23 protein-coding genes and 1 tRNA gene are annotated in these 22,690 nt (G+C 67.5%); 7 read left to right on the forward strand and 17 right to left on the reverse strand.

The annotated features are described in order from the left end of the window. Nucleotides 1–144 precede the first annotated feature (144 nt). From U5S82_00920 to U5S82_00935, 4 genes are all read right to left on the reverse strand, one after another. The gene (locus tag U5S82_00920; GenBank protein MDZ7750229.1) at nucleotides 145–411 is read right to left on the reverse strand and encodes a type II toxin-antitoxin system HicA family toxin; all 267 of its coding nucleotides are present in this window, start codon (nucleotides 409–411) and stop codon (nucleotides 145–147) included. An 18-nt stretch (nucleotides 412–429) separates the two neighbouring features. Beyond that, nucleotides 430–924 carry a hemerythrin domain-containing protein gene (locus U5S82_00925; protein MDZ7750230.1) on the reverse strand — a complete coding sequence of 165 codons (495 nt, stop codon included), beginning with the start codon at nucleotides 922–924 and terminating at the stop codon, nucleotides 430–432. Between the two features lie 96 nt (nucleotides 925–1,020). After that, nucleotides 1,021–1,107 (reverse strand) — tRNA-Leu (locus tag U5S82_00930). Nucleotides 1,108–1,175: 68 nt separating this feature from the next. Next, the gene (locus U5S82_00935; GenBank protein ID MDZ7750231.1) at nucleotides 1,176–1,991 is read right to left on the reverse strand and encodes a hypothetical protein; all 816 of its coding nucleotides are present in this window, start codon (nucleotides 1,989–1,991) and stop codon (nucleotides 1,176–1,178) included. A gap of 449 nt (nucleotides 1,992–2,440) precedes the next feature. On the opposite strand from U5S82_00935, the gene U5S82_00940 reads away from it, so the two are divergent. From U5S82_00940 to U5S82_00950, 3 genes are all read left to right on the forward strand, one after another. Next, nucleotides 2,441–2,761 (forward strand): hypothetical protein, encoded by a 321-nt coding sequence (locus U5S82_00940; protein MDZ7750232.1) that lies wholly within the window; start codon nucleotides 2,441–2,443, stop codon nucleotides 2,759–2,761. Nucleotides 2,762–2,866: 105 nt separating this feature from the next. Further along, nucleotides 2,867–3,181: a hypothetical protein gene (locus U5S82_00945; protein MDZ7750233.1), complete on the forward strand. Its 315-nt coding sequence runs from the start codon at nucleotides 2,867–2,869 to the stop codon at nucleotides 3,179–3,181. Nucleotides 3,182–3,282: 101 nt separating this feature from the next. Then, a complete protein-coding gene (locus tag U5S82_00950) occupies nucleotides 3,283–3,555 on the forward strand; it encodes a hypothetical protein (protein ID MDZ7750234.1) in 273 nt (90 codons plus the stop codon). Between the two features lie 33 nt (nucleotides 3,556–3,588). Here U5S82_00950 and kdsB read toward each other — a convergent pair whose 3' ends face one another. From kdsB to U5S82_00975, 5 genes are all read right to left on the reverse strand, one after another. Next, entirely contained in the window at nucleotides 3,589–4,377 is a 789-nt protein-coding gene (gene kdsB, locus U5S82_00955) for a 3-deoxy-manno-octulosonate cytidylyltransferase (protein MDZ7750235.1), read from the reverse strand. Then, on the reverse strand, nucleotides 4,374–4,556 hold the full coding sequence (locus U5S82_00960) for a Trm112 family protein (protein ID MDZ7750236.1): 183 nt from the start codon (nucleotides 4,554–4,556) through the stop codon (nucleotides 4,374–4,376). The genes kdsB and U5S82_00960 overlap by 4 nt, the downstream gene beginning before the upstream one ends. After that, nucleotides 4,549–5,484: a tetraacyldisaccharide 4'-kinase gene (lpxK, locus tag U5S82_00965; GenBank protein MDZ7750237.1), complete on the reverse strand. Its 936-nt coding sequence runs from the start codon at nucleotides 5,482–5,484 to the stop codon at nucleotides 4,549–4,551. The genes U5S82_00960 and lpxK overlap by 8 nt, the downstream gene beginning before the upstream one ends. 93 nt (nucleotides 5,485–5,577) lie before the next feature. Then, nucleotides 5,578–6,021: a biopolymer transporter ExbD gene (locus U5S82_00970; protein MDZ7750238.1), complete on the reverse strand. Its 444-nt coding sequence runs from the start codon at nucleotides 6,019–6,021 to the stop codon at nucleotides 5,578–5,580. Then, nucleotides 6,018–6,647 (reverse strand): MotA/TolQ/ExbB proton channel family protein, encoded by a 630-nt coding sequence (locus U5S82_00975; protein ID MDZ7750239.1) that lies wholly within the window; start codon nucleotides 6,645–6,647, stop codon nucleotides 6,018–6,020. Before U5S82_00975 ends, U5S82_00970 begins: the two co-directional genes overlap by 4 nt. A gap of 217 nt (nucleotides 6,648–6,864) precedes the next feature. Here U5S82_00975 and U5S82_00980 point away from each other — a divergent pair, with 217 nt between their 5' ends. Continuing rightward, nucleotides 6,865–7,947, forward strand: coding sequence for a hypothetical protein (locus U5S82_00980; GenBank protein ID MDZ7750240.1), 1,083 nt, complete (start codon nucleotides 6,865–6,867; stop codon nucleotides 7,945–7,947). Nucleotides 7,948–8,012: 65 nt separating this feature from the next. Beyond that, nucleotides 8,013–10,370 (forward strand): GAF domain-containing protein, encoded by a 2,358-nt coding sequence (locus U5S82_00985; protein MDZ7750241.1) that lies wholly within the window; start codon nucleotides 8,013–8,015, stop codon nucleotides 10,368–10,370. A gap of 427 nt (nucleotides 10,371–10,797) precedes the next feature. Here the strand turns inward: U5S82_00985 and U5S82_00990 are convergent, their stop codons facing one another. Then, entirely contained in the window at nucleotides 10,798–13,092 is a 2,295-nt protein-coding gene (locus U5S82_00990; protein ID MDZ7750242.1) for a DNA internalization-related competence protein ComEC/Rec2, read from the reverse strand. 308 nt (nucleotides 13,093–13,400) lie between these two features. On the opposite strand from U5S82_00990, the gene U5S82_00995 reads away from it, so the two are divergent. Then, the gene (locus U5S82_00995) at nucleotides 13,401–13,946 is read left to right on the forward strand and encodes a DUF2062 domain-containing protein (GenBank protein MDZ7750243.1); all 546 of its coding nucleotides are present in this window, start codon (nucleotides 13,401–13,403) and stop codon (nucleotides 13,944–13,946) included. Here the strand turns inward: U5S82_00995 and U5S82_01000 are convergent. The 5 genes from U5S82_01000 to U5S82_01020 all read right to left on the reverse strand — a co-directional run bounded on the left by U5S82_01000 (nucleotide 13,912) and on the right by U5S82_01020 (nucleotide 19,109). Next, complete coding sequence (locus tag U5S82_01000) at nucleotides 13,912–14,619, reverse strand: ATP-binding cassette domain-containing protein (protein ID MDZ7750244.1); 708 nt, start codon at nucleotides 14,617–14,619, stop codon at nucleotides 13,912–13,914. The two genes, U5S82_00995 and U5S82_01000, sit on opposite strands and share 35 nt — an antisense overlap. Beyond that, on the reverse strand, nucleotides 14,612–15,859 hold the full coding sequence (locus tag U5S82_01005; protein ID MDZ7750245.1) for a lipoprotein-releasing ABC transporter permease subunit: 1,248 nt from the start codon (nucleotides 15,857–15,859) through the stop codon (nucleotides 14,612–14,614). The genes U5S82_01000 and U5S82_01005 overlap by 8 nt, the downstream gene beginning before the upstream one ends. Before the next feature lie 14 nt (nucleotides 15,860–15,873). After that, complete coding sequence (gene tsaB, locus U5S82_01010) at nucleotides 15,874–16,554, reverse strand: tRNA (adenosine(37)-N6)-threonylcarbamoyltransferase complex dimerization subunit type 1 TsaB (GenBank protein MDZ7750246.1); 681 nt, start codon at nucleotides 16,552–16,554, stop codon at nucleotides 15,874–15,876. Beyond that, entirely contained in the window at nucleotides 16,551–18,497 is a 1,947-nt protein-coding gene (locus U5S82_01015; GenBank protein ID MDZ7750247.1) for an ATP-dependent DNA helicase, read from the reverse strand. Before U5S82_01015 ends, tsaB begins: the two co-directional genes overlap by 4 nt. 105 nt (nucleotides 18,498–18,602) lie before the next feature. Continuing rightward, nucleotides 18,603–19,109, reverse strand: a complete 507-nt coding sequence (locus U5S82_01020; protein MDZ7750248.1) for a hypothetical protein — start codon at nucleotides 19,107–19,109, stop codon at nucleotides 18,603–18,605. Nucleotides 19,110–19,182: 73 nt separating this feature from the next. On the opposite strand from U5S82_01020, the gene U5S82_01025 reads away from it, so the two are divergent. Then, nucleotides 19,183–20,829, forward strand: coding sequence for a diguanylate cyclase (locus tag U5S82_01025; GenBank protein ID MDZ7750249.1), 1,647 nt, complete (start codon nucleotides 19,183–19,185; stop codon nucleotides 20,827–20,829). Here the strand turns inward: U5S82_01025 and U5S82_01030 are convergent. Beyond that, entirely contained in the window at nucleotides 20,787–21,329 is a 543-nt protein-coding gene (locus U5S82_01030) for a protein YgfX (protein MDZ7750250.1), read from the reverse strand. The two genes, U5S82_01025 and U5S82_01030, sit on opposite strands and share 43 nt — an antisense overlap. A 287-nt stretch (nucleotides 21,330–21,616) precedes the next feature. Further along, the gene (locus U5S82_01035) at nucleotides 21,617–22,612 is read right to left on the reverse strand and encodes an IS110 family transposase (protein MDZ7750251.1); all 996 of its coding nucleotides are present in this window, start codon (nucleotides 22,610–22,612) and stop codon (nucleotides 21,617–21,619) included. Nucleotides 22,613–22,690 lie beyond the last annotated feature (78 nt).

The following is a 22,690-nucleotide window of genomic DNA, read 5'->3' on the forward strand; positions in this document are numbered from 1 at the left end:
GGGACGAGCGCGGCGGTTCAATCCTACACGCCGCTCTGGCCTACACGCCGCTCTACCCCTCTCCCTTTTTGCGTAATTTCACGCCTTTCGCGGTTACGCTTTTCGCTGTCTGGCTCCACAACACGCGAGCCACGCAGCGCTGCCTCAGCCGTCATAAGAGGAGGGTGTGACTCCCAAGGTGGCCAGCACCTCCCGCAGATGACGCACCTCCTGCTTGGAGGTGACTCCTGTCCTGTGGGGACGATGTAGGACCCCCTCGCGGCCGTTGAGGGTCACATGAAGTCGCGCGCCGTGCTGCACCACGTCCGCGCCGAGATGATGCAGCAGAGATTCCACGTCCCGCCAGTGCAGGTTGCCGGTGACCGGCTCCTTGAATATCTCGCCGATGATGCGGGCTTGCTTGTGGCTCACGATGGCCTGACCCCGGGGTCAGAAATCCCAGCGCCCCAGGCGCGTGGCCGCCAGGCGTTTTTCCACATCCTCGCGACGCCGCAGCAGCGACGGACCGGCCAGCACGAGAAGGACCGCCTCCTCATGGTCGTTGTGGTGGTCCATGGCCGCCTTGAGGGGTACCAGCGACTCCAGTAGGTGGTCGACATTGCGGGTCTTGACGATGAAGTTCAGGTCACGCAGCAGGCGCACCAGATCCTGATGCTCCTCCCGCAACTCGGCAATGGCCCCATCCGGGTCACCCGTCTCCTGCTCCAGGAGGGGGAAGATGACATCGTCCTCGATGCGCATGTGAAGCCGTAGTTCATCCACCAGTTCCTCGTAGCGTTCCATCGCCAGCTTCCACTGTTCGGCCTCGGCCGCCACCACGCTATCGGCCAGCGCCGCCTCGTAGCGGCGATGATCGTGAACCAGCCAGTTCTCGGTCTCGCCCATGGAACTCCCCCGCTCGCCACCCGGAATCGGATCCTGCATGGTACGCCGCCACCCGGCCGCCATGGTATCACCGCTGAAAGCCGCAAATGGTCTTTTCCCACGAGTGCCTTTTTTCACCCGCTCTCGTTTTTTAAATGGTGCCCGGGGCCGGGCTCGAACCGGCACGGGGTCGCCCCCGAGGGATTTTAAGTCCCTTGCGTCTACCCATTTCGCCACCCGGGCTGAGGTGAATCTTTACGGGCCGGAGGGTGTCGGGGGCCTCGGCGGCCTCCTTTTCCCCGAGATATGACTTACTGCTCCCCCACCGGGGGCCATGGCTCCATGGCAGGGGGTAAGGGTGGCCAGGGCTCCGGCTCCGGGGGTGGTGGCCAGTCGCTTTTCATGGCCGGCGGGCGGGGTGCCGCCACCGGCATGACGACCGGGGCATCCTGTTCGCTGCACTGCAGGGTGGGGGTGGTACCGGTGGTGCTGACATAGGACGCCAGGCAGGCCTTGGAGTTGGTCTGGTCCACCACCTTGCGCACCACCAGGTCGCCCTCGCGCATGGCACTGGTCTGGACGATGCCGCCCTGGCCGTCGGGCACGCTGTCGTAACAGGCCATGGCGGGACCCGCACCCCCCACCTTCACGAAGGCCACCAGACAGGTGCGGGTGCTGTCGGGATCCCCGAGCCGGATGATCTCGAGGTCGCCTTCACGCAGGCTGTCCTCGCGCCGTATGGGCTCGTTGGTCTTGGCGGTGCTCTTATAGCAATCTATGGCGGGTGAGGTGCCGGGGGTGCTGGCGTAGGCCACGAGGCAGGTGATCTGGTTGCCGTGGTCGCGCACCTTGCGGATGACCAGCTTGCCCTCCTGGAAATAGCCCACGTGGTCCACCCGGGAGCGAAACCCGGAATCGGTGTCGTAGCAGGCCATGGAGGAACTCGTGCCGGGGGTACGGATATAGAAGCCGAGACAGACCCTGTTGCTTTCCAGATCGGCGATGGCTCGTACGATGAGATCGCTCTCCCGCAGCTTGCCTGTCTGCACCAGCAGGGTGGATTCGAACTCCCCCGACCACGCGGCCAGGGGCAACCAGAACAGAACAACCAGCAGTGATCTTTTCATTATTCACTCCCCGCCTTCGGCTTCCTCAAACCCGAATGTCTTCCCGGTGGCCCCTGGGATGCGCTACCGCGGCCCCGCCCGCGCGCCGGGCCGGCGCGCACATGTACCGGGCCTAGGCGAGACCAATCGAGTACGGCACGTTGCCGCAGACACCCACACGTCCTAGCTTCTTCCAAGGCGCACACACCGCCCTCCAAAAGCCGGGAAAGTTTGTGCCAAAATCCCCCAGGACACAAACCTACCGCCACTCGCCGTGGCGCTGGAACGCCACGGGCCTCGCCGGATCAACGCCACAGTTGAATTCCCGCTGCCTTGGTGGGTAGTCTTGACTTCGTAAGGAGACGGCTGAGACACCCTATGGAGCCGAGCCGGCCAAGGCCCGCCCGTCGCCGGGACAACTGGCAGTCGCGACGCAAGGTCCATCCACAATCCAGCACAGGAGAGCAAACGTGCGTCCGAATTCATACCGTTCACTGGCCATCGTCGCAATCCTGGGCTCGAGTGCCGCCCTCAACGTGGCACAGGCGGACATGTTCGACATGATCAACCCTTCGCGGTGGTTCGATAACGACCGCGACTACTATCGTGGACCTTATGGTGGTGGACCCTATGGCTATGGACCTTACGGACCCGGCTACGGCTGGGGTGGTCATCCGGGTCACTATGGCAATCCCTACGGCGGTTGGGGCGGCTACCCGGGTTACGGGCCCGGCACCATCATCGTCAACCCACCCAGTGGACAGCAACAGCAACAACGGCTTCCGGAGTGATGGACCGAGGGTCTGAAGGCGGGGAACTGCAAGGGTTGTACTTCCGGGAGAACCGCATTATGGTGCGTGGATAGGTGCGGTTTTCATCCAATCCGTGGATAGTTCGTGAACAGAAAATTCAGCCTTCCCTGCTGCTTCTGTAACAAACGCAAAAACTGCATTACGTCTTTCCTGTGTTCCAAGGCCTTCGGCCTGCGCATCGGCCTGTCGCTGGTGGCCGCGGTGGCCCTGGTGATAATGATGCAGCAGATCTTTCCCCACCTGTTCTCCTCGACTTCACCGGACAGCTACAGTGTGACCGGGCATCCCATGGACCGGCTCGCTGAGGAAAAGCGACGGGCAAGCGATGCAGCAGACCACGCGACGCCCCCGGCCGCGGATAAGGCGACCGGCAGCGTTAATCCCGACCACGACAGCTGACCCGGGCCCCCAACCCATGGCGCCACGCCATACGGATCCTTGCCTTCCTCCGGGTTGATCTATTCAATCCCTAAGCTCCGAGTCTTCCACGGCTGCTCACCATGTCGGAAATCGTCATCACCCTGGAGCAATTGCGCCGCATGATCGGCGTCAAGGTGCGTTATGAGGGATCGTTCTGGCGGGTCATCGAGGTACTGGAGGACGGCCCTTCCCTGGTGCTGGAATCCCAGCAGCACCCCAGGGTGATCCAGCCCGACAAGTTCGGCGACGGACACCGCCGCACCGCCGAATATCTCACCGTCCCGGTACTGACCCCCGACCGCAGGGAACTCCACCCCCAGTTCCTCGCCCTCGACCTGGAGGAGGAGGATTAACCCCCTCCATCCTCCGGTCCCGCTCACCATTCCCTATTCACTATTCACTATTCCCCATTCCCCCCTTCCCCGAACCATCCCCCTCACCCGCGCCAGATCCCCCGGCGTATCCACCCCCATCCCCGGCGCCATCAGCGCCGCCGCCACATGGATACGATGCCCGCCATGGAGCGCCCGCAGTTGCTCCAGGCTCTCCAGCCGTTCCAGCTCGCAGGGTGGATGGGTGGCGAAGAACTTCAGGTAGGAGACGCGATAGGCGTACAGGCCCAGGTGGCGATAGTGGCTGCCGCCCGGGGGCAGGCGGCGCTCGGCCGCGGAGAAGCCGTCGCGGTGCCAGGGTATGGGGGCTCGGCTGAAATAGAGGGCATAGCCGGCGCCGTCCATCACGACCTTGACGGCATTGGCATCGAACAACTCCTCGGCGCTGCGCACGGGCTCACACAGGGTGGCGACGTGGGCATCCCCGTGGGCCACCAGGTCGTCGGCCACCTGGTGGATAAGCTGCCAGGGCAGTAGCGGCTCGTCGCCCTGCACGTTCACCACCACGGCGTCGTCCGCCAGCCCGAGCACTTCCGCCGCCTCGGCCAGCCGGTCGGTGCCGGTGCGATGGTCCGCCGAGGTCATACACACCTCGGCACCGAAGTCCCGGCAGGCCTCGGCCACCCGCTCGCTGTCGGTGGCCACCACCACCCGCGTGGCGCCGCTGGCACGGGCGTTGTCGTAGACATACTGCAGCATGGGGCGGCCATGGATATCGGCCAACACCTTGCCCGGCAGGCGGGTGGACCCATAGCGGGCCGGGATGATGACGTGAAAGGTCAATCCTTCACTTCTTCCGGTGCCAGGGGACGCGCCTCGTCCTCCAGCATGATGGGGATGCCATCACGGATGGGATAGGCGAGACGGGAGGCATAGCACACCAACTCCTGTTCCTTTTCCTTGTAGACCAGGGGTGCCTTGGTGACCGGGCACACGAGTATGTCGAGCAGTTTCTTATCCACGACGCACATCCTCCATCAACAGAGACAAACGTTTGGCCAGCAACGGCGAGGGCTCGGCCGTAACCGGCAGGTACCACATGTCGTGGCCGGCGAAGTGGCGGCATTTTACCGCGTCTTTCTCGGTCATGATGACCGGCAGCTCCGGCGCGAAGCGGAGGTCCGCGGGAACGAAGGGATGATGGTCCGGAAAGGCATGGGGCACAACCTTGAAACCCAGATGGCTCAGCATGCTGAAAAAACGCTCGGGATCGCCGATGCCGGCCACTCCGTGGACCCGCCCCCCCCTATGGGGCGGCGGCGCGCGGGTGATGCTGTCGTCCATAATGCGCCGGATGGGCTCGGGGCGGTAGGTCATAGTGAACTCACCCCGTGCCGGCTGGCCATAGGCCACCACGATGTCCACGTCGTTGAGGCGCCCGGGGGGCTCCCGCAACGGCCCCGCCGGCAGACATCGGCCATTGCCGAAGCGGCGCCCGCCGTCGATGACGGCGAATTCCAGGTCCCGGGCCAGCCGATAGTGTTGCAGTCCGTCGTCGGACACCACGATATCGCACTGGCGATAGGACACCAGGGCACGGGCGGCGGCCAGGCGGTCCGGACCCGCGGCCACCGGGCGGCCGGTACGCCGTGCCAGCAGCACTGCCTCGTCGCCCACCGTCGCCGGGTCGCTATCGTGGCGCACCTGCTGGGGCCAGTGGCGGGCCGTGCCACCGTAGCCGCGGGTGATAATGCCGGGCTGCCAGCCCTGGCGCCGCAGATGGTCCACCAGCCATATCACGAGGGGAGTCTTGCCGGTACCCCCGACACTGATGTTGCCCACCACCAGCACCGGTACCGGTGCCCGCTCCCCCTGCAGGAGCCCGTGGTCGTAGGCACGGCGGCGCAGCCACACCAGGGCGCAGAACAACCAGCCCAGGGGAGCCAGCATCAGGGCCAGGGGATGAGCCCTGCGGTACCAGGCCCGCTGCAGCAGGTCACGCACGGGAGACCACCCGGGCAGGCGGGGCGGACCCGGCCATGGTCAGGGGGAATCCGCCTCCCCCGACACCGCGCTCTCGGTGGCGAAGCTCAGCCTCCGCAGCCCCACCTGTTGGGCCACGTCCATGGCGGTGATGACCGCCTGATGGGGCGTCTGGGCGTCGGCGCTGATGACTACCGGCGGCGCCTCGTCGCCCGCTGCCGCGAGTTCATTCTCCAGGGCGCGCTTGAGGGTCTCCGGACGATCGTTCACCAGGCGATTGTCGTTGATGAAGTAACGACCACGGGCGTCGATGACGATCTGCAGGGTGCGCGGCTCCTTCTCCTCCTGCTCGGTCCTGGAGGCCTCGGGCAGTTGGATCTCGAGTTCAGTCAGACGGGAGAAGGTGGTGGACACCATGAAGAAGATCAGCAGCAGGAACACCACGTCGATGAGGGGCGTGATGTTGATGTCCGGGGCGCGGTCGCGCCGCTCCCCCAGCTTCACGAGGACGGCCTCCGCTCCTGCTCCCGCTGGCCCTTGAACACCTCCACCATCTTCAGGGCCTCCTGCTCCATAGTCACCACCAGTTCATCCACCCGGCCGATGAAATAACGGTAGAACATCAGGGAGGGAATGGCCACGGACAGGCCCGCCGCGGTGGTGATGAGGGCCTCTGAGATCCCCCCCGCCAGCACGCCAGCATCCCCCACCCCCTGAGTGGTGATGACGGTGAACACCTTGATCATGCCGATGACGGTGCCCAGCAGCCCCAGCAGGGGGGTGATGGAGGCGATAGTGCCGAGGGTGTTGAGATACTTCTGGAGTTCGTGGACCACGTGACGGCCGGTATCCTCGATGGCCTCCTTCATGATCTCGCGCTCGTGCTGCATATTCACCAGACCGGCCGCCAGGATCCGTCCCAGGGGCGAACCGTCCCGCAGGGTCTCCAGGGCCTTGTCGTTCAACCGTTGCTCCCGCGCCATCTTCCACGCCCGCAGCACCAGGCCCTGGGGCGTAACGCGTCTGCTCTGGAGGGTCCAGAAGCGCTCGACGATGATGGCGAGGGCGATGATGGAGCACAGTAGGATGGGCAACATCAGCCATCCGCCTGCCTTGATGAGTTCTAGCACGCGTGAGATTCCTTGACGTCTCGGGACGGCGGCTACTGTAGCAGAGGGCCCCGGGGCGGCAAAGCCTGGTGCGGCCTGGGGCTTTGCGTGCCACGAACCCCGGGAACGAGGCCGATGGATACCGTTGCGGCAGAGATCGTGCGCGTCCGACCCGGGCTTTTGTAAAACCCCCGCTTATGCGAATGTGGTGCCGGACACACGGATCAGGCGACCCGCAATGCCCCATCTGGTGGTGGATATCTCGAGCCATGGTTTCGGCCATCTGGCCCAGGTGGCGCCCGCGGTGGAGGCCCTGCGGGCCCGGCGTCCGGACCTCCAGCTCACGGTGCGCTGTGCCCTGCCCGAGGCCGTGGTGCGCACCCGTATCCCCCACCTGGAACGCCTCATCCCCCTGCAGGCGGACGTGGGCATGGTCATGGCGTCGGCCATGACCGTCCGGGTGGACGACAGCCATAGCGCCCACCTGGCCTTTCACCGCCACTGGCCCCGCCGGGTCGATGATGCGGCGGAGGATCTCGCCGCCCTCGCCCCCGACCTGCTGCTGGCCGACGTCCCCTACCTGTCCCTGGCCGCCGCAGAAGCCGCCGGGGTCCCGACGGTGGCCCTGTGCTCCCTCAACTGGGCAGACGTCTACCGCGCCTATTGTGGCCACCTGCCGGGAGCGGAACGGGTCCTCGAGGAAATGACCACGGCCTACGGCGCCGTGTCCCTGTTCATCCAGGCCACACCCCACATGCCCATGGCCTGGATCCCGCGCCACCTCGCCGTGGCCCCCATCGCCCCGCCCCCCGCCGGCGACCGCCGGGAGGTGCGCGAACGCCTCGGGGTGGATGCCGGCACCCGGCTGCTGCTGGTGGCCCTCGGTGGCATCGACACCCGGCTCGAGGTGGACCGCTGGCCCGCGGTGAGCCACGGGCTGTGGATGGTGCCGGAGGCTTGGGCCATGGCGGCTCCCCACATCCGGCCACTACCGTCCGGCGTCGCCACCTTCCCGGAGCTGTTGGCGGCGGCGGACATGGTGCTGACCAAGCCGGGCTACGGCACCTTCGTGGAGGCCGCGTGTGCCGGGACGCCGGTGCTGTACATCGACCGGCCCGACTGGCCGGAGACCCCTTACCTGGCCCCCTGGCTGGCATCCCACGTAGCCTGCGCGGCGGTGGATGGGAATGCCGTTGTCGACGGCACCCTGATCCCCCGCGTCCATGACCTTCTGGCGGCGGGACGATGTCCCGCCCATCCCTTTACGGGCGCCGTCGACGCCGCGGCAAAGCTGGATCTCATGTTGGAGATAAAGTGCTAGATTGATCCCGGCAGCGCCCGCGCGTTTCACGCGGCGCGCCCTGTACCCCAACCCCAGGAGACGCGGTGGAACAGGATATCGACCTCATCCAGTCTGTCTTCCAGCACCGGCTGCGCCAGACGGATCTGGACCGCATCCTCACGGCCCTGTCCGCCACCGAGCGGGACGAGCTGGTGAGCAAGATCGGGGACCTCCTGCGCCACATCTCCGCCCTCGTGGACGTGTCCAACAAGATATCGGACACCCTCGCCCTGGATGTGCTGCTGCCGCGCCTGATGGAGATCATCACCGAGTCCCTGGGGGCCGACCGCAGCACCCTGTTCCTCCATGATCCTGACAGCGACGAGCTGTTCTCCCATGTGGCTCAGGGCGATGCCGTGGGCGAGATCCGCATCCCCGCCGGGGCCGGTATCGCCGGCTCGGTGTTCAGGAGCGGCAAGGCGGTGATCATCCACGACGCCTACGAGGACGACCGTTTCAATCCCGAGGTGGACCGCAAGACGGGCTACCGCACCCGCAACATCCTGTGCAATCCCATCCACAACAAGGGCAAGGCCATCGGCGTCACCCAGGTCCTCAACAAGGACGCCGGCGACTTCGACGGCGAGGACCTGCGCCTGCTGGAGGCCCTCACCTCCCAGGCCGCCTCGGCCCTGGAGAACGCCCGCCTCTACGAGAAGGTGGAGCGGGCCCGCCAGGAGGAGGCCCAGCTGCTGGAGGTGACCAATGCCATCGCCTCGGAACTGCAGCTCGATACCCTGCTGGCCAAGATCATCCAGGCCACCACCCACATGCTGGGGGCGGACCGCAGCACCCTGTTCATGTACGACCCCCGCAGCCACGAGCTATGGTCCCGGGTCGCCGAGGGCATGGACACCCGGGAGATCCGCTTCCCCGCCGCGGCTGGCATCGCCGGGGCCTGCTTCACCGGCGGCGAGACCATCAACATCCCCGATGCCTACGCCGATCCCCGTTTCAACCCGGCGGTGGACCGCAAGACCGGCTATAAGACCCGCAGCATCCTGTGCCTGCCGGTGATCAGCAAGGACGGCAGGAAGCTGGCGGTGATCCAGGTGTTGAACAAGAAGACCGGCCCCTTCGGCGCCACCGACGAACGGCGCCTGCGGGCCTTCTGCGCCCAAGTGGCCATCGCCCTGGAGAACGCCCAGTTGTTCGACGACGTGCTCAACGAGCGCAACTACAACGAGAGTATTCTGATCTCGCTCTCCAACGGCGTGGTCACCCTGGACACCGAGCTGCGTATCATCAAGGCCAACGGAGCCGCCCTCGGCATTCTCCACCGACAGGACGACGATCCCGGCGGCCGCTCCCTGGACGCCGTCATCCCGGTCCCTCTCAATGAATGGCTCTACGAGAGCATCACCCGGGTACGCAAGGATGGCCAGGTGGATATGGCGGTCGACGCCGAACTGCGGCTGGCGGACGATTGCAGCACCTCGGTGAACCTGAACGTGGTGCCCCTGGTGGACATCAAACGCACGCCGCTGGGCTACATGCTGGTGATGGAGGACATCACCCGGGAGAAGCGGGTCAGGAGCACCATGGCCCGCTACCTCACCAAGGAAGTAGCGGACCAGTTGCTGGAGTCCGGCGAGGAACAGCTGGGGGGCATCACCCGCGAGGCCACGGTACTGTTCTCGGACATCCGCCGCTTCACCACCCTGTCCGAGGAACTCGGCGCCCGGGCGACGGTGACCCTGCTGAACGAGTACTTCACCCACATGGTGGACATCATCTTCAGCCACGGCGGCATCCTGGACAAGTACATCGGCGACGCCATCATGGCGGTGTTCGGCACCCCCTTCCCCGCCCCCGACGACGCCGCCAACGCCATGCGGGTGGCCAACGAGATGATGCGCACCCTGGCGCGCTTCAACGCCGGGCAGGTGGCCCAGGGCAAGATGGCCATCAACATCGGCATCGGCGTCAGCAGCGGCGAGCTGGTGGCCGGCAACATCGGCTCCGCCAAACGCATGGACTACACGGTGATCGGCGATACCGTGAACCTGGCGGCGCGGCTGGAAAGCGCCACCAAGGTCTACGGTGTCGACCTGCTGATGTGCGAGTTCACCGCCCGCGCCCTGGATGGTGGGTCCCGCTACCGCGAGCTGGACCTCATCCGCGTCAAGGGCCAGAGCCGCCCGGTGGCGGTGTTCGAATCCCTGGACTACCTGCCGCCGGAACGGGCGGACCCACTGGATAAAGCCCTGGCCGCTTTCGAGCGCGGCGTCGCGCTCTACCGCCAGGGAGCCTGGCAGCGGGCCATGGCCGCCTTCACCGATGTCCTCGAGCGATGCCCGTGGGACGGTCCCTCCCGCATGTACATGGAGCGCTGCACCACCTACATGGCCCAACCGCCGCCCGCGGACTGGGGCGGGGTGTGGACGATGATGAGTAAGTAGGGGAAATGGGAAATGGGAAATGGGAAATGGGAAATGCAGAAGTGTAGTCCGATTGGGGGATGTGTAGGTCGGGATTCATCCCGACATCCGGACCCGAAGACGAGACAATTGCCCCTTCCCGGGGCACGGATGTAGGTCGGGATTCATCCCGACATTGCGGCCAGACACACCACCACCGCCCGCTCCTGGGGCACGGATGTAGGTCGGGATTCATCCCGACATCCACACCCCGGCGCAGGCACCGACGCCGGGCCGGTACCACCCGCAGGCTGTCGGACTGAAGTCCGACCTACAAGGCGGGCTGTCGGGCTAAAGCCCGACCTACAAGGTGGGCTGTCGGACTGAAGTCCGACCTACAACCCTTCAAGCCCATCATACTGGCATCTGCTTTTGTTTTTGCTTTTAACCATTCACTATTCACTATTCACTATTCACTGCTTTCCTTCCCCCCCGCCCGCCACGGCCGGGGATGGGCGCGGCGGTAACACTCCGGCTCATCCGGCCCCGCCGGCGTCAGTGTCAGCGTGATGGCCCCGCAGGTCGCGGTATCCAGCAAACGCACGCCTGCCGCCTCGAGGCGCCTGACCACATCCGGATGGGGAAACCCGAAGCGGTTGCCGAAACCCACGGGTATGATTCCCATACTAGGAGACACGGCAGCCAGGAAGGGGGCGGTGGTGGAGGTCCGGCTGCCGTGATGGGGGACTTGCAACACCGTGGCCTCGAGGTCCGCGGCGCGTTCCGCCACCAGTGCCGCCTCACCGGCCTGTTCCACGTCGCCCGTCAACAACAGGCGGCCGTCCCCGCCGCCCACCGCCAGCACGCAGGAGCCGTCGTTGCCCCGCAATCCACCCCCCGGCGGCGGATGGAGCACCGCGAAGTCCACACCGTCCCAGCGCCAGCCCTGGCCCGCCTCGCAGGGGATCCCCCCCGCCACGGGTGCGCCGCCACCATACATCACCCGCTCCACGGTGAGGGCACGGCGCACCGAGGCGACGCCGCCGGCATGGTCGCCGTCACCGTGACTCACCATCAGGACATCGAGCCAGCCGAGCCCCAGGGCTTGCAGATAGGGCGCCACCACCATGTCCCCGGTATCGCTGCCGGAGCCGAAACGCGGGCCGGTATCGAAGACCAGCACATGAGAGGCGGTGCGCACCACCGCGGCGAGGCCCTGGCCCACATCCAGCACCGTGACCTGAACCTCGCCCTCCCGCGGCACCGAGTGCGGTGCCAGCAGCAGGGGCAGCAACCACACCAGGCCGAGCCAGCGCCCGGCCAGGCCCCGGGGCGCGAACAGCAGCACCACACCCGCCACCGCCGCGGTGATGGCCAGCGGCGGCAGGGTTCCGGGCAGTTCCCAGCCCAGGCCGGCGAGGCCATCCAGCAGCGGCCACAACACCACGAGCATGAGACGCGCGCCCTCCAGCAACAGCCCGCCGAGGGCGGGCCACAATCCCAGGCACGCTACCCCCAGCAGGGTCAGGGGGACCACCAGCACGCTGACCCAGGGCACCGCCACCAGGTTGGCCAGGGGCGACACCAGGGGCGCCAATCCAAAGGCCCCGGCGGTGATGGGCGCGAGGCCGAGGCCCACCAGCAGGTGGACCCGGCCCCAACGCCACCACGGCCGCCGCGCCACCCCCACGCGGGCGCCCATGCCCAGGAGGATCAGGGCCACGGCACCGAAGGACAGCCAGAAACCCGGCCCCAGGACCGCGAAGGGGTCCAGCAACAGGACCGCCAGGGCGGCCACCGCCAGCCGCGAGGACGCCGGCCAGCGCCGCCCCAGCAGGGCACCACCGGCCAGGGCCAGCACCATGATGAAGGCCCGCTGGGTAGGCAGGGCGAAGCCTGCCAACAGGGCATAGGCCAAGGCGGCGGCCACTGCGGCCAGGGCCGCCGCCCGCGGCGCGGGCTGGCGCCGGCACAGGCCGGCCGAGCGCCGCCACAGGAAACCGCCCAGGCCGTAGGCCAGCACCGCCACCAGCCCCACGTGGAGCCCCGAGATGGCCATCAGGTGGGCCGTGCCGCTGCGTCGCAGGACCGCCCATTCGTCGCCGTCGATGCCCTCCCGCAGGCCCACCCCCAGGGCCACCACCATGCCACCCCGCTCACCCTCGGCCAGCACCGCCCCCATACGGGCCGCGAGACCGGCCCGCAGGTTGTGCAGGCCGCCGCTGCCGCGCTCCAGCAGGAGCAGCGGCCTTTCCCGGGAGCGCACATAGCCGGTGGCGAGGATGCCGCGGGTGAACAGCCAGCGCTCGTAGTCAAAGATGCCGGGGTTGGCGAAGCCCCGCGGCCGTTTGAGACGCACCACCAAGCGCCAGCGATCGCCGGTCTTCACCTCCCGGGCACCGGCATACCAGGACAGGCGCACGCGGCCCCGCCACGGTCGTGCGGGGTCCTCCGACTCCACCCGCGCCACGAACCGCACCAGACGCCCCCGCGCCTCGGGCAACCCCGTCACCGTCACTCGGGCCGGCAAGTCCCGGCCATCCAGGTCGCCAGGCAACGCGTTGCCGAGCTGGGCATCCAGCCGCAGCCAGCACCACAGCAGGCCGGCCACGAAGAAAAGGGGCAGCCACCGGCGCGGCGGCGGCAGGGCGAGAACAGCGAGCAGGATGATGACGGCCACCAGCGGCGGCCACGGGCCACCAGCCGGCGGGCCAAACAGACAGCTGAGGATCCCCGCAACGAAGGCCATGGTCCCTGCGATCATCCCTAATCCCCCCGGGTGTACCGACATACACCCACAACTTCCCTGTCATCGATGACGGATAGAATCCGCCCGCGCCCGGCCCTGCACCCGGGCCGTCACCTTTCTATATAATCAGAAAGGGACGCGTCGCACCAACCTTTCGAGGGATCCCGGCCTTGGTGGCCGGCCCATGGTTCCTGGCTGACGGCGACACGGGGTGTCAGGGGACGAGGGACCACCGCGTTATGACTCGAGACCATCCCGACAAAAGGGCATCCACAAATACATAATGCCTCAGCCGATCCATCACCGCACCAGGCCCGCGCCCCATGCCGCGTAAGTTTCTCCGGCGCTGGCTGCCCAACGATCAGACCATCCGGGAACACAAGCGCCTGCGCTGGATGGGCCGGCTGCTCCATGATCCGAACCTGTGGCACCTGAACCGCCGCTCGGTGGCGGGTGCAGTATCCGTCGGCCTCTTCCTGGCCTGGGTGCCGGTACCCATCCAGATGTGGATCGCGGCCCTGGTGGCGGTGATCATCCGCGTCAATCTACCCATCGCGGTGCTCGGGGTATTAATCACCAATCCCATCACCGTGGGCCCCATGTTCCTGTTCGCCACCAACCTGGGGGCCTGGATCCTGGACCGCGAACTCACCATCACGGAGTTCCGCCTGTCATGGGAGTGGCTCACGGAGCAGGCGGACACCTTCTGGGAACCCCTGCTGCTGGGCTGTTTCGTCATCGGCCTCACGGCCGCCGTGGCGGGCAACCTGCTGGTGAGGCTGCTGTGGCGCCTGCACGTGCTGCACCACTGGCAGGAGCGGCGGCGGCGGCGCCTCAATCCGCCGGCCCGGCCGCCGTTCCGGAACTGACCAGCAGCCCGTCCTCCAGCACCAGGATGCGGTCCATGCGCCGAGCCAGGTCCAGGTCGTGGGTGGCCACCACCAGGGCCGCGGCGCGCTCGCGGTTGAGGTCCAGCATGAGTTCGTAGACCCGCGCCGCCGTGCGCTGATCGAGGTTACCCGTGGGCTCGTCGGCGAGGATGCAGGCGGGGCGGGTCACCAGGGCGCGGGCGATGGCGGCCCGCTGGCGCTCGCCCCCCGACAGCTCCCCCGGCTTGTGGCGCAGCCGTGCCCCCAGCCCCACCCGCTCCAGCAGGTCCCCGGCGGCGGCCAGAGCCGCGGCCGGGGCGTCGCCGCGCACGAGCAGGGGCAGGGCCACATTCTCCAGGGCGGTGAACTCCGGCAACAGATGATGGAACTGGTAGACGAAGCCCAGCTGGCGATTGCGGGCGCGGCCCTTGGCGGCCTCGTTCAAGTCGTCGAGGCGCTGTTCGCCCAGCCACACCTCGCCCGCAGTGGGCCGCTCCAGGCCGCCCAGCAGATGGAGCAGAGTGCTCTTGCCGGAGCCCGAGGCTCCCACCACCGCCACGGACTCACCCGCCATCACGCGGAAGTCGATGCCCGCCAGCACCGTCACGTCGAGGCCGCCCTCGGTGAAGGCCTTGCAGAGCCCCTGAGCCTCCACAACCGCCGCCTCACTCATAACGCAGGGCCTCCGCCGGCTGGGTACGGGAGGCCCGCCAGGCCGGATAGAGGGTGGCCAGCAGGCTGAGGAACAAGGCCACGCCGGTGATCCTGGCCACGTCCGGCAGGTGCATCTCCGAGGGCAGATCACTAATGTAGTAGACGTCCGCCGGCAGGAACTGGGTGCCCAGCATGGACTCGATGGCGGGCACCAGGGTCTCCACGTTCAGGGCCAGGGCGATGCCCCCCGCCGCCCCCAGCAGGGTCCCCATGACGCCGATCACCGCCCCCTGGACCATGAAGATCCCCATGATGGACAGAGGCGTGACCCCCAGGGTGCGCAGGATGGCGATATCCGCCTCCTTGTCGGTCACCACCATCACCAGGGTGGAGACGATGTTGAAGGCGGCCACCGCCACGATGAGGGTGAGGATGACGAACATCACCGTCTTCTCGGTCTTGATGGCGCGGAAGAAATTCACATGCTGCTGGGTCCAGTCGCTGACCCAGTAGTGCCCCGGCAGCTCCGCCGCCAGCAGGCGGCTCACCCGCGGGGCGGCGAACATGTCGTCGAGGCGCAGGCGCACCCCGCTTACCCCCTCATCCAGGCGGAACAGCCGCGCCGCATCCTCCATGTGGATGATGGCGAGGGCGGCGTCGTACTCGTACATGCCCACCTCGAAGACGCCTGAGACCTCGAAGCGCCGCAGGCGCGGCAGGATCCCCGCCGGCGTGACCTGGGCCTGGGGCGCCACCAGGGTCACCTTGTCCCCCGGCGCCACCCCCAGGGCACGGGCCAACTCTACCCCGAGGATGATGCGCCACGCCCCGGCCTCGAGGTCATCCAGGGTGCCGGCGGTAAGCTTGGACACCACCTGCGAGACCTGGGCCTCGAACTCCGGCGACACCCCCCGCACCACCGCACCCCGCACCTCCTGGCCCCGGGTCAGCATGGCTTCGGCCCGCACGTAGGGGGCGGCGCCGGTGACCCGCGGGTGGCGGCGGGCCAGGTCGGTGATGAGCGGCCAGTCCACCATGGGACCATCGTGGCTCTGGATGGTGGCATGGGCCGCCATGCCGAGGATGCGTTCCCGCAACTCCTTTTCGAACCCGTTCATCACCGACAGCACGGTGATGAGGGCCGTGACCCCGAGGGCGATGCCGAGGACGGAAGTCAGGGTGATGAAGGAGATGAAATGGTTGCGGCGTTTGGCCCGCGTGTAGCGCAACCCGATGTAGAGTTCGAGGGGACGGAAGATCATGGCGGGTACCCTCAGGTGCGGGGCGTGGCCACCTGGTTGCGCAGATACACCGGCAGGGCCGCCTCGGCGGCCACCGTGGTACCGGCGGCGGCCATGGCCACTGCCAGCTCGGCCACATCCCGGGCCTCGGGATGGCGGCCCCCTTCCACTGACGAAAGCCGCGGGCCGAGGACCCCCGCCAGCTCGGCGCCGTAGGTCTTCCAGCCACTGCCAACGCCATGCCACGCGCCCTCCGCCGGCACGGGTACGGCCGCCGGCGGGCACACCACCTCCTCGCCCACCAGCGCCATGGTGTCGCCGGCGCCGGCATCGTAGCCCCCCCAGTAGACCTCAGCCATGCGGGCATCGAAGGCCGCCAGCACGCGGCGCCGGCCCCGCTCCCGCAGGGCCCCCTGGGCGAGGGCCTGCAACGACGACACGGGGGCCACCGGCAGGTCGCGGGCGAAGGCGATGCCCTGGGCCACCCCGGCGGCGATGCGCAGCCCCGTAAAGGACCCCGGACCACGGCCGAAGGCCACCAGGTCCAGGTCGCCGCGCCGACAACCCGCCTCCTCCATTACCGCCTCCGCCATCACCAGTATGAGTTCCCCGTGGCGCCGTGGCGCCACCTCCAAGCGTTGATAAACCGCGCCATCATGCCACAGGGCCGCGGAGCAGGCGTCGCTGGCGGTCTCGAGGGCCAGGATCCTCATGATCCCACCCCCGCTTCGCCCGGGGTGGCGCTAGCGAAGAAGGCCTCCACGTCCTCGAGGCGCTGGCTCAGGGGCATCACCGGCAGGCTGCGCAGGAACACCCGCCCGTAGTTGCGGGACAGCATCCTGGGGTCACAGATCATGAGCACGCCGCGGTCGTGGATGTCGCGGATGAGCCGCCCCACGCCCTGTTTGAGGGTGATCACCGCCTCCGGCACCTGGTAATCGGCGAAGGGGTTGCCGCCCTGGTCCCGCAGCGCGGCGAGGCGAGCCTGAAGCAGGGGATCGTCCGGCGGCGCGAAGGGCAGCTTGTCGATGATGACACAGGACAGGGCATCGCCGCGCACGTCCACCCCCTCCCAGAAGCTGCCGGTACCCAGCAGCACGCCGTTGGGCGTGGTACGGAAACGCTCCAGCAGGGCGGTGCGCGGCCGTTCGCCCTGAACCATCAGGGGAAAGCGCAGGCGCTCGGCGAACAGGGGGGCCGCCCGCTGCAGGGCGCGGTGGCTGGTGAACAGCACGAAGGCGCGGCCCCGGCTGGCCTCCAGCACCGGCAGCGCCGCCGCCACCACCGCCTCGACGTAGGCCGGCGATGACGGGTCCGGCAGGCCGTCGGGGATGTAGCACAGAGCCTGGCGGTGGAACTCGAAGGGGCTGTCCCAGCGCCGCCGTTGCCCGGATTTCAGACCGAGACGGCCGTCGAAGTGGTCGAAGCGGCCGTCCACCGCCAGGGTGGCGGAGGTGAACACCCAGGCGGCATCCCTCTCCTTGACATAACGGCCGAAGCTCTCGGCCACCGAGATGGGGGTGAGATTAAGGGTGAAGCCCCGCTCGCCGGCCTCCAGCCACGCCACCTCGTCCGCCTGGCGGGGCCCCGTGATGCGCTCGAGGCGCCGCATCAGCTCCAGGCCACGGCCGTGGCAACCCGCCAGGTCCTTGCCCCGGGGTGCCAGCACCTCGAGCTGCGCCACCGCCTGTCCGAGACGCGCCCGGCAGCGCTCGAAGGCATCCGCCGCCCCGGGGGCGGCCATGCACTCGTCCCAGGCGCTGCGCCCGGCCCCCAGGCCCAACACCTGGCGCAGCCCCCGCAGGGCGTCTTCCAGGTCGCCGAGGGCACGGGGGAAGTCGGGCATGTCCCCTGCCTCCTGATGGTAGGCGGCGGCGCTGTCCCGCGCCAGCTCCGCCATTTGGCGGCTGGACACCGTGGTGCTGAAGAAACGCGACGCCACCGCTGGTATCTGATGGGCCTCGTCCATGATGAAGGCGGCGGCGGTAGGCAGGAGTTCGCCGAAGCCGTCCTCCTTGAGGGCCAGATCGGCGAAGAACAGATGATGGTTGATAACCACCAGGTCGGCATCCATGGCCGCGCGCCGGGCTTTCGCCACGAAACAGTCCTCCAGCCGCGGGCATTCCTGGCCCAGGCAGTTGTCCACCGTGGATGTGGCATAGCGCCAGGCCTCGGCGCCCTCGGGGACGTCCGCCATCTCGGCGATGTCCCCCGTATGGGTACGCCCGCTCCACTGGACCAGCCGCCCCAGGTGCCCCGCCAACTCGCCGCCGAGGTGCTGGAACTCGGCGTGGTAGAGACCGAGACGCTGCTGGCACAGGTAGTTGCTGCGGCCCTTGAGCATGGCGGTGGAGATGGCGGACCCGAGGGCCTCCTTGACCTGGGGCAGGTCGCGAAAGTAGAGCTGATCCTGAAGGCCGCGGGTCCCCGTGGAGACGATCACCTTGATGCCGGAGGCCACCGCCGGTACCAGGTAGGCGAAGGTCTTGCCGGTGCCGGTGCCGGCCTCGCACACCAGCACCTTACGGGCCTCGAGGGCCTGTTCCACGGCGCTCGCCATCTCCTGCTGCTGCACCCGCAGGGCGAACCCCGGGTGCGAGGTGGCGAAGGGTCCCTCGGGACCCAGCACATCGGCCGCGGCCATGTCAGCCGTCACGGCGCGCCCCCTTCGAGGCCGGCAAGCACGGCGCGGGGCCGCCCGGGACGGAGGACCCGGGGAGGCCGCAGGCGCCCCGGGGATGGCGGGCCACGGCGATCACCATCACAAGGGCAGGCTGTTGTCCCAGTAGCCGTCGTCTTCGACGCCGTGCTCGCGGCTCCATACCCGCTCGCCGATGATCTTGAACTTGGCCACGGAGATGGCCCCGCGCTTGGCCCGGGCGCCGCCCCTGGCCGCGGTCTCGGCCTCCACATCGGCGCGCTCCAGGGCATAGATCTCCATCGGCTCGTAGTCCTCGTCCAGCAACAGCAGCATGACCACGTCCCACTCCTGATGGGTCTTAAACTGGCCGATGCGGGGGCTGGCCTTGCCCTCGTCGAACAGGGTCCGACCCTTGATCTGGATGCGCTCGCCTGCCCAGCGCCCCGTGCCGATGGCGTCGTAGCCCCCCTCTGCGGCGACGGGAACCAGCTCGAAACCCAGCAGCCGCGCCACGTCATGGCGGGCGATCTCGGCGGTCACCGGCAGCACCGCGCCGGTGCTGCGACGGTATTCGGCGGCGAGACGGCGGGTCTCGGAGATGAGTTTGTCTACGGAATAAAGGCTCACGGCCGTTACAGGGGTATCCAAAGGTTTCCCACAATGTTGATGATTCTAGCCAAATTGTGTGTTTAAGGCATTAATGATGCAGGCTTTTCACCCGCATGCCCCTCCTTTTTCCACGGCCACCGGGATCCTGGAGGCCCTCCTCCATCCGGTATTGGCTGTGGATGGGGGTGTCTACATCCGCACCTTCAATGCCGCCGCGGTCCCCTACCTCAACGGCGCCCGCGAGGATGTGACGGGGGCGCCGCTGGCGGCCGTCCTCAAGGTGCTCACCAACGGCGGCGACCCGCCGGGCCTCGCCGCCATGGTATCAGGGGTCATGGACCCGGAGGGCCCCCCCAACGCTCGCATGGAGGCGACCCTGCTACGCCGCGACGGTGGCGAGGTACCCGCCAGGATCACCGTGTCATCCATCCCCGGGGATCCCGCGGGCGGCGCCCTGGTGGTCATCGAGGACCTGAGCGACCTGCACCGGCGCCACAGCCAGCTCTCCATCCAGGCCCGACATGATCCCCTGACGGGGCTCATCAACCGCGAGGAGTTCACCACCCGCCTGGAGCGACTGTTGGAGCGCAGCGCCGAACAACGCTGGACCCACTCCCTGTGCTTCATGGACCTCGACCAGTTCAAGTCGGTGAACGACAGCGCGGGCCATGCCGCCGGCGATGAGCTGTTGCGCCAGGTCACTACGGCCCTGCTCAACCGCGTACGCGGCCGCGATACCCTGGCGCGGTTCGGCGGCGACGAGTTCGCCATCCTGCTGGAGCATTGTCCCCTCGAAGAGGCCCGGGAGGTGGCGGAGAAGCTGCGCCAGACCGTGGCCGACTTCGTCTTCGAGTGGGAGGGCCAACGCTTCGGCGTGGGCGCGAGCATCGGCCTGGTGCCCATAACGGCCCACCACCAGGAGGCCGGGCGCGTCATGTCCATGGCAGACGCCGCCTGCTACCAGGCCAAGAACGCCGGTCGCAACCGGGTGTGCGTGCTGGAGAGTGAGGACGACGCGGACGGTCCCCGCATGGTGGAAACCCTGCGCCGGGCCCTCGCAGAGGACTCACTGTTGCTTTACGCCCAAGCCATCCTGGACATGAACGGCGATGAACCCGTCGTGCGGGCCCGGGAAGTCCTGTTGCGCCTGCCCACCGGCGGTGGCATCGCCTCGCCCCATGAGTTCGTGCCCGCCACCCGCCACAGGCTCAACGTCGAAATGGACCGCTGGGTGCTGCAACGGCTGACCTCCCGGCCCATCCTCGGGGGTGACCAGCCGCTGTTGGTCAATGTGAGCGCCGCCAGCATCCAGGACCCGGCCTTCGTGGAGGCCATCGCCGCCGGCGAGCGGTGTGCCGCCCGTCTCTGTTTCGACATCACGGAGACCACCCTCCTGGAGGCAGGCGCGGCCATCACCCCCTTCTGTGACGCGGTGCGGCGGCGCGGCTGGGACCTGGCGCTGGCCCTGCGCTGCGAGGGGCCGAGCGCCATATGCCTGCTGGAGGCCCTGCGCCCGGACTTCCTGACCTTGGATGTACGCCCTCTGATAGCCGGCCACAGGCCCTTCCGACGGCGCCTGGCGGAACGGCTCCTGGAACTCGGGCGGCTGGTGGACGCCACCACCGTGGCCACCCATGTCGAAAACACCGAATTGCTGGCCATCACCCGGGACCTGGACTTCGACTGGGCCCAGGGCTATCTGCTGGGCAGTCCGGAACCGCTGGTGGCGGAGGTCTGAGGGCAGGCGGTTACTTTTTTCCACCATCCAGGGCCACGGCCATCTGGGGTGGCCGGTGTCTTCTCGGCGAGCAGCAGGCGCACCCGCAGGCGCCTGAAGGCGCGGGCGGGGGTGTTGTCCGGGGTCAGCACCACACCCCGGGGGCGCCATTCCCCCGCCACACGAAAGGCCAGCACGGTCACCCACGGGTGCACCAGCCCTCCGGGCAGCAGGCGCGCCGTCGCGGCCTCGCCGGCGCCGTTCACCACTTCCCAGCCCCCGCCCGGCAGGCTTACCAGGCGCCGCACCCGCCGCGGGTGCGCCTGATGCCATTCCCGCCGCCACTCCAGGAGCCCATGGCCCACCACCAGCAGCCCGCACACCACCGCCGGTAACGGCGGCACGACGGCATAGCCCAGGGCGACCAGGGCACCCCCGTGAGACAGGAGATGGAAGACCGTGAGCAGCCGGGAAGGCCGCACTTCCACGTGAATGGGGGCGTCACACCAGGAGGGCTGCATGGGTCGGGGGCGGGTGGCTACAATCCGTTGTATGAAAAAAAAGCATAGCCAATTGACGACGGCGAAATCCACCAAGGCCGCCTTCGACAACGCCCGGGAATAGGCTGGTGGGGAAAGAGAAAGAGGAACGGGAATGGTGAATAGTGAATAGTGAATAGTGAATGGGGAATGGCGAAATGGGAAAAGGGAAAGCAAAGATTAACCTCCGTGCGCCAACTGAAGTCCGACCTACAGATAGACCCCCACCGCCCGTTCCTGCGGCATGGATGTAGATACTCCGTTTCCTGTCAAGCGGTTTGGAGATGCTGATCGCTAAACAGCTTGGAGGAGTCGAAAGGCTGATCATGCTGCATGCAGGCCCAGATTCCGGTGAGGTACTTGCGCATGACGGCGCACAAGGCTTGGATCCGCTTTTTGCCCCGGGCCACCAGAGCGTTATAGAACGCCTTGGCATACGGGTCATGCACGATCGCCACCATCGCTGGCATGTACAGGGCGCTACGCAGGTAGGCATTGCCGGTCTTGGCTAGGCGCCCGGGTCGATGGACGCTAGAGCCCGACTCATGCAGGCGCACGTCCAGCCCAGCATGACGAGCGACTTGTTTGGCCTTCAGGTCCCTGGGCAGTGTGGATAGCTCGGCCAGCAGAGCCAGGCTGCTGGCTGCCGCGAGGCCGGTGGCGGCACAGAGATGGGCCTGATGTTGCGCCAGCTCGGGGGTCTGCTGGATCAAGTCCTGGGCCGCTTGTTGCACCCGTTCGATGCGTTGGTCCAGTTGAGCGATGCTTTCCTCGGCATCCTCGATCAGCAGGGCTGGCGTGCCCCGTTGCGCCTTCAGGGCGTGCAGGTGGTTCTTGGCCTGGGTCCGCGCGTCCATTAGGCGATTGAGATGCCGGCCGAAGTCGCGTAGGGCCCGATAGGTCGATGGCGGCGGGGTCCAGCGCCTAGGCGTCATGCGTTCGGCGTATTCGGCCAACAGGGCGGTGTCGAGCGGGTCGGTCTTACTGCCGCGCAGCGTAATTTCGGCGAAATGCCGGAAGCTGCGCGGGTTGATCACGGACACCGGCAGCCCGGCCTCGTGCAGGGCCAGCGCGAGGTCCAGGTAGTAGATGCCAGTGGCCTCCAGCACGATGCCCGCCGGTTGCAGCGCCTGCAGCTTGCGGATCGCCTGGGCGTGACCTTGGGCAGTCTGTGGGAAGGTGTAGACCTTACTGTTCTTGCCGTCACGACGGCAGAGCAAGTCGAAGGAGCGTGCGGCGACATCAATGCCGATATAAACGCTCATCGTTGTTCCTCCTTTCCCTTCTGGGGTCGGTTGCGTCACACTGATCACCGGTTCCCCGACCTCGCATTTCTTGCCGGT

Source organism: Gammaproteobacteria bacterium (genome assembly GCA_034522055.1).
In the GTDB taxonomy this organism is placed as follows: domain Bacteria; phylum Pseudomonadota; class Gammaproteobacteria; order JAABTG01; family JAABTG01; genus JAABTG01.

Bases quoted from the DNA above. Each gene is read 5' to 3' on its own strand.
- U5S82_00925 (MDZ7750230.1), bottom strand. From the start codon at position 924: ATGCAGGATCCGATTCCGGGTGGCGAGCGGGGGAGTTCCATGGGCGAG.
- U5S82_00935 (MDZ7750231.1), bottom strand. From the start codon at position 1,991: ATGAAAAGATCACTGCTGGTTGTTCTGTTCTGGTTGCCCCTGGCCGCG.
- U5S82_00950 (MDZ7750234.1), top strand. From the start codon at position 3,283: ATGTCGGAAATCGTCATCACCCTGGAGCAATTGCGCCGCATGATCGGC.
- lpxK (MDZ7750237.1), bottom strand. From the start codon at position 5,484: ATGCTGGCTCCCCTGGGCTGGTTGTTCTGCGCCCTGGTGTGGCTGCGC.
- U5S82_00980 (MDZ7750240.1), top strand. From the start codon at position 6,865: ATGCCCCATCTGGTGGTGGATATCTCGAGCCATGGTTTCGGCCATCTG.
- U5S82_00990 (MDZ7750242.1), bottom strand. From the start codon at position 13,092: ATGATCGCAGGGACCATGGCCTTCGTTGCGGGGATCCTCAGCTGTCTG.
- U5S82_00995 (MDZ7750243.1), top strand. From the start codon at position 13,401: ATGCCGCGTAAGTTTCTCCGGCGCTGGCTGCCCAACGATCAGACCATC.
- U5S82_01000 (MDZ7750244.1), bottom strand. From the start codon at position 14,619: ATGAGTGAGGCGGCGGTTGTGGAGGCTCAGGGGCTCTGCAAGGCCTTC.
- tsaB (MDZ7750246.1), bottom strand. From the start codon at position 16,554: ATGAGGATCCTGGCCCTCGAGACCGCCAGCGACGCCTGCTCCGCGGCC.
- U5S82_01025 (MDZ7750249.1), top strand. From the start codon at position 19,183: ATGATGCAGGCTTTTCACCCGCATGCCCCTCCTTTTTCCACGGCCACC.
- U5S82_01030 (MDZ7750250.1), bottom strand. From the start codon at position 21,329: ATGCAGCCCTCCTGGTGTGACGCCCCCATTCACGTGGAAGTGCGGCCT.
- U5S82_01035 (MDZ7750251.1), bottom strand. From the start codon at position 22,612: ATGAGCGTTTATATCGGCATTGATGTCGCCGCACGCTCCTTCGACTTG.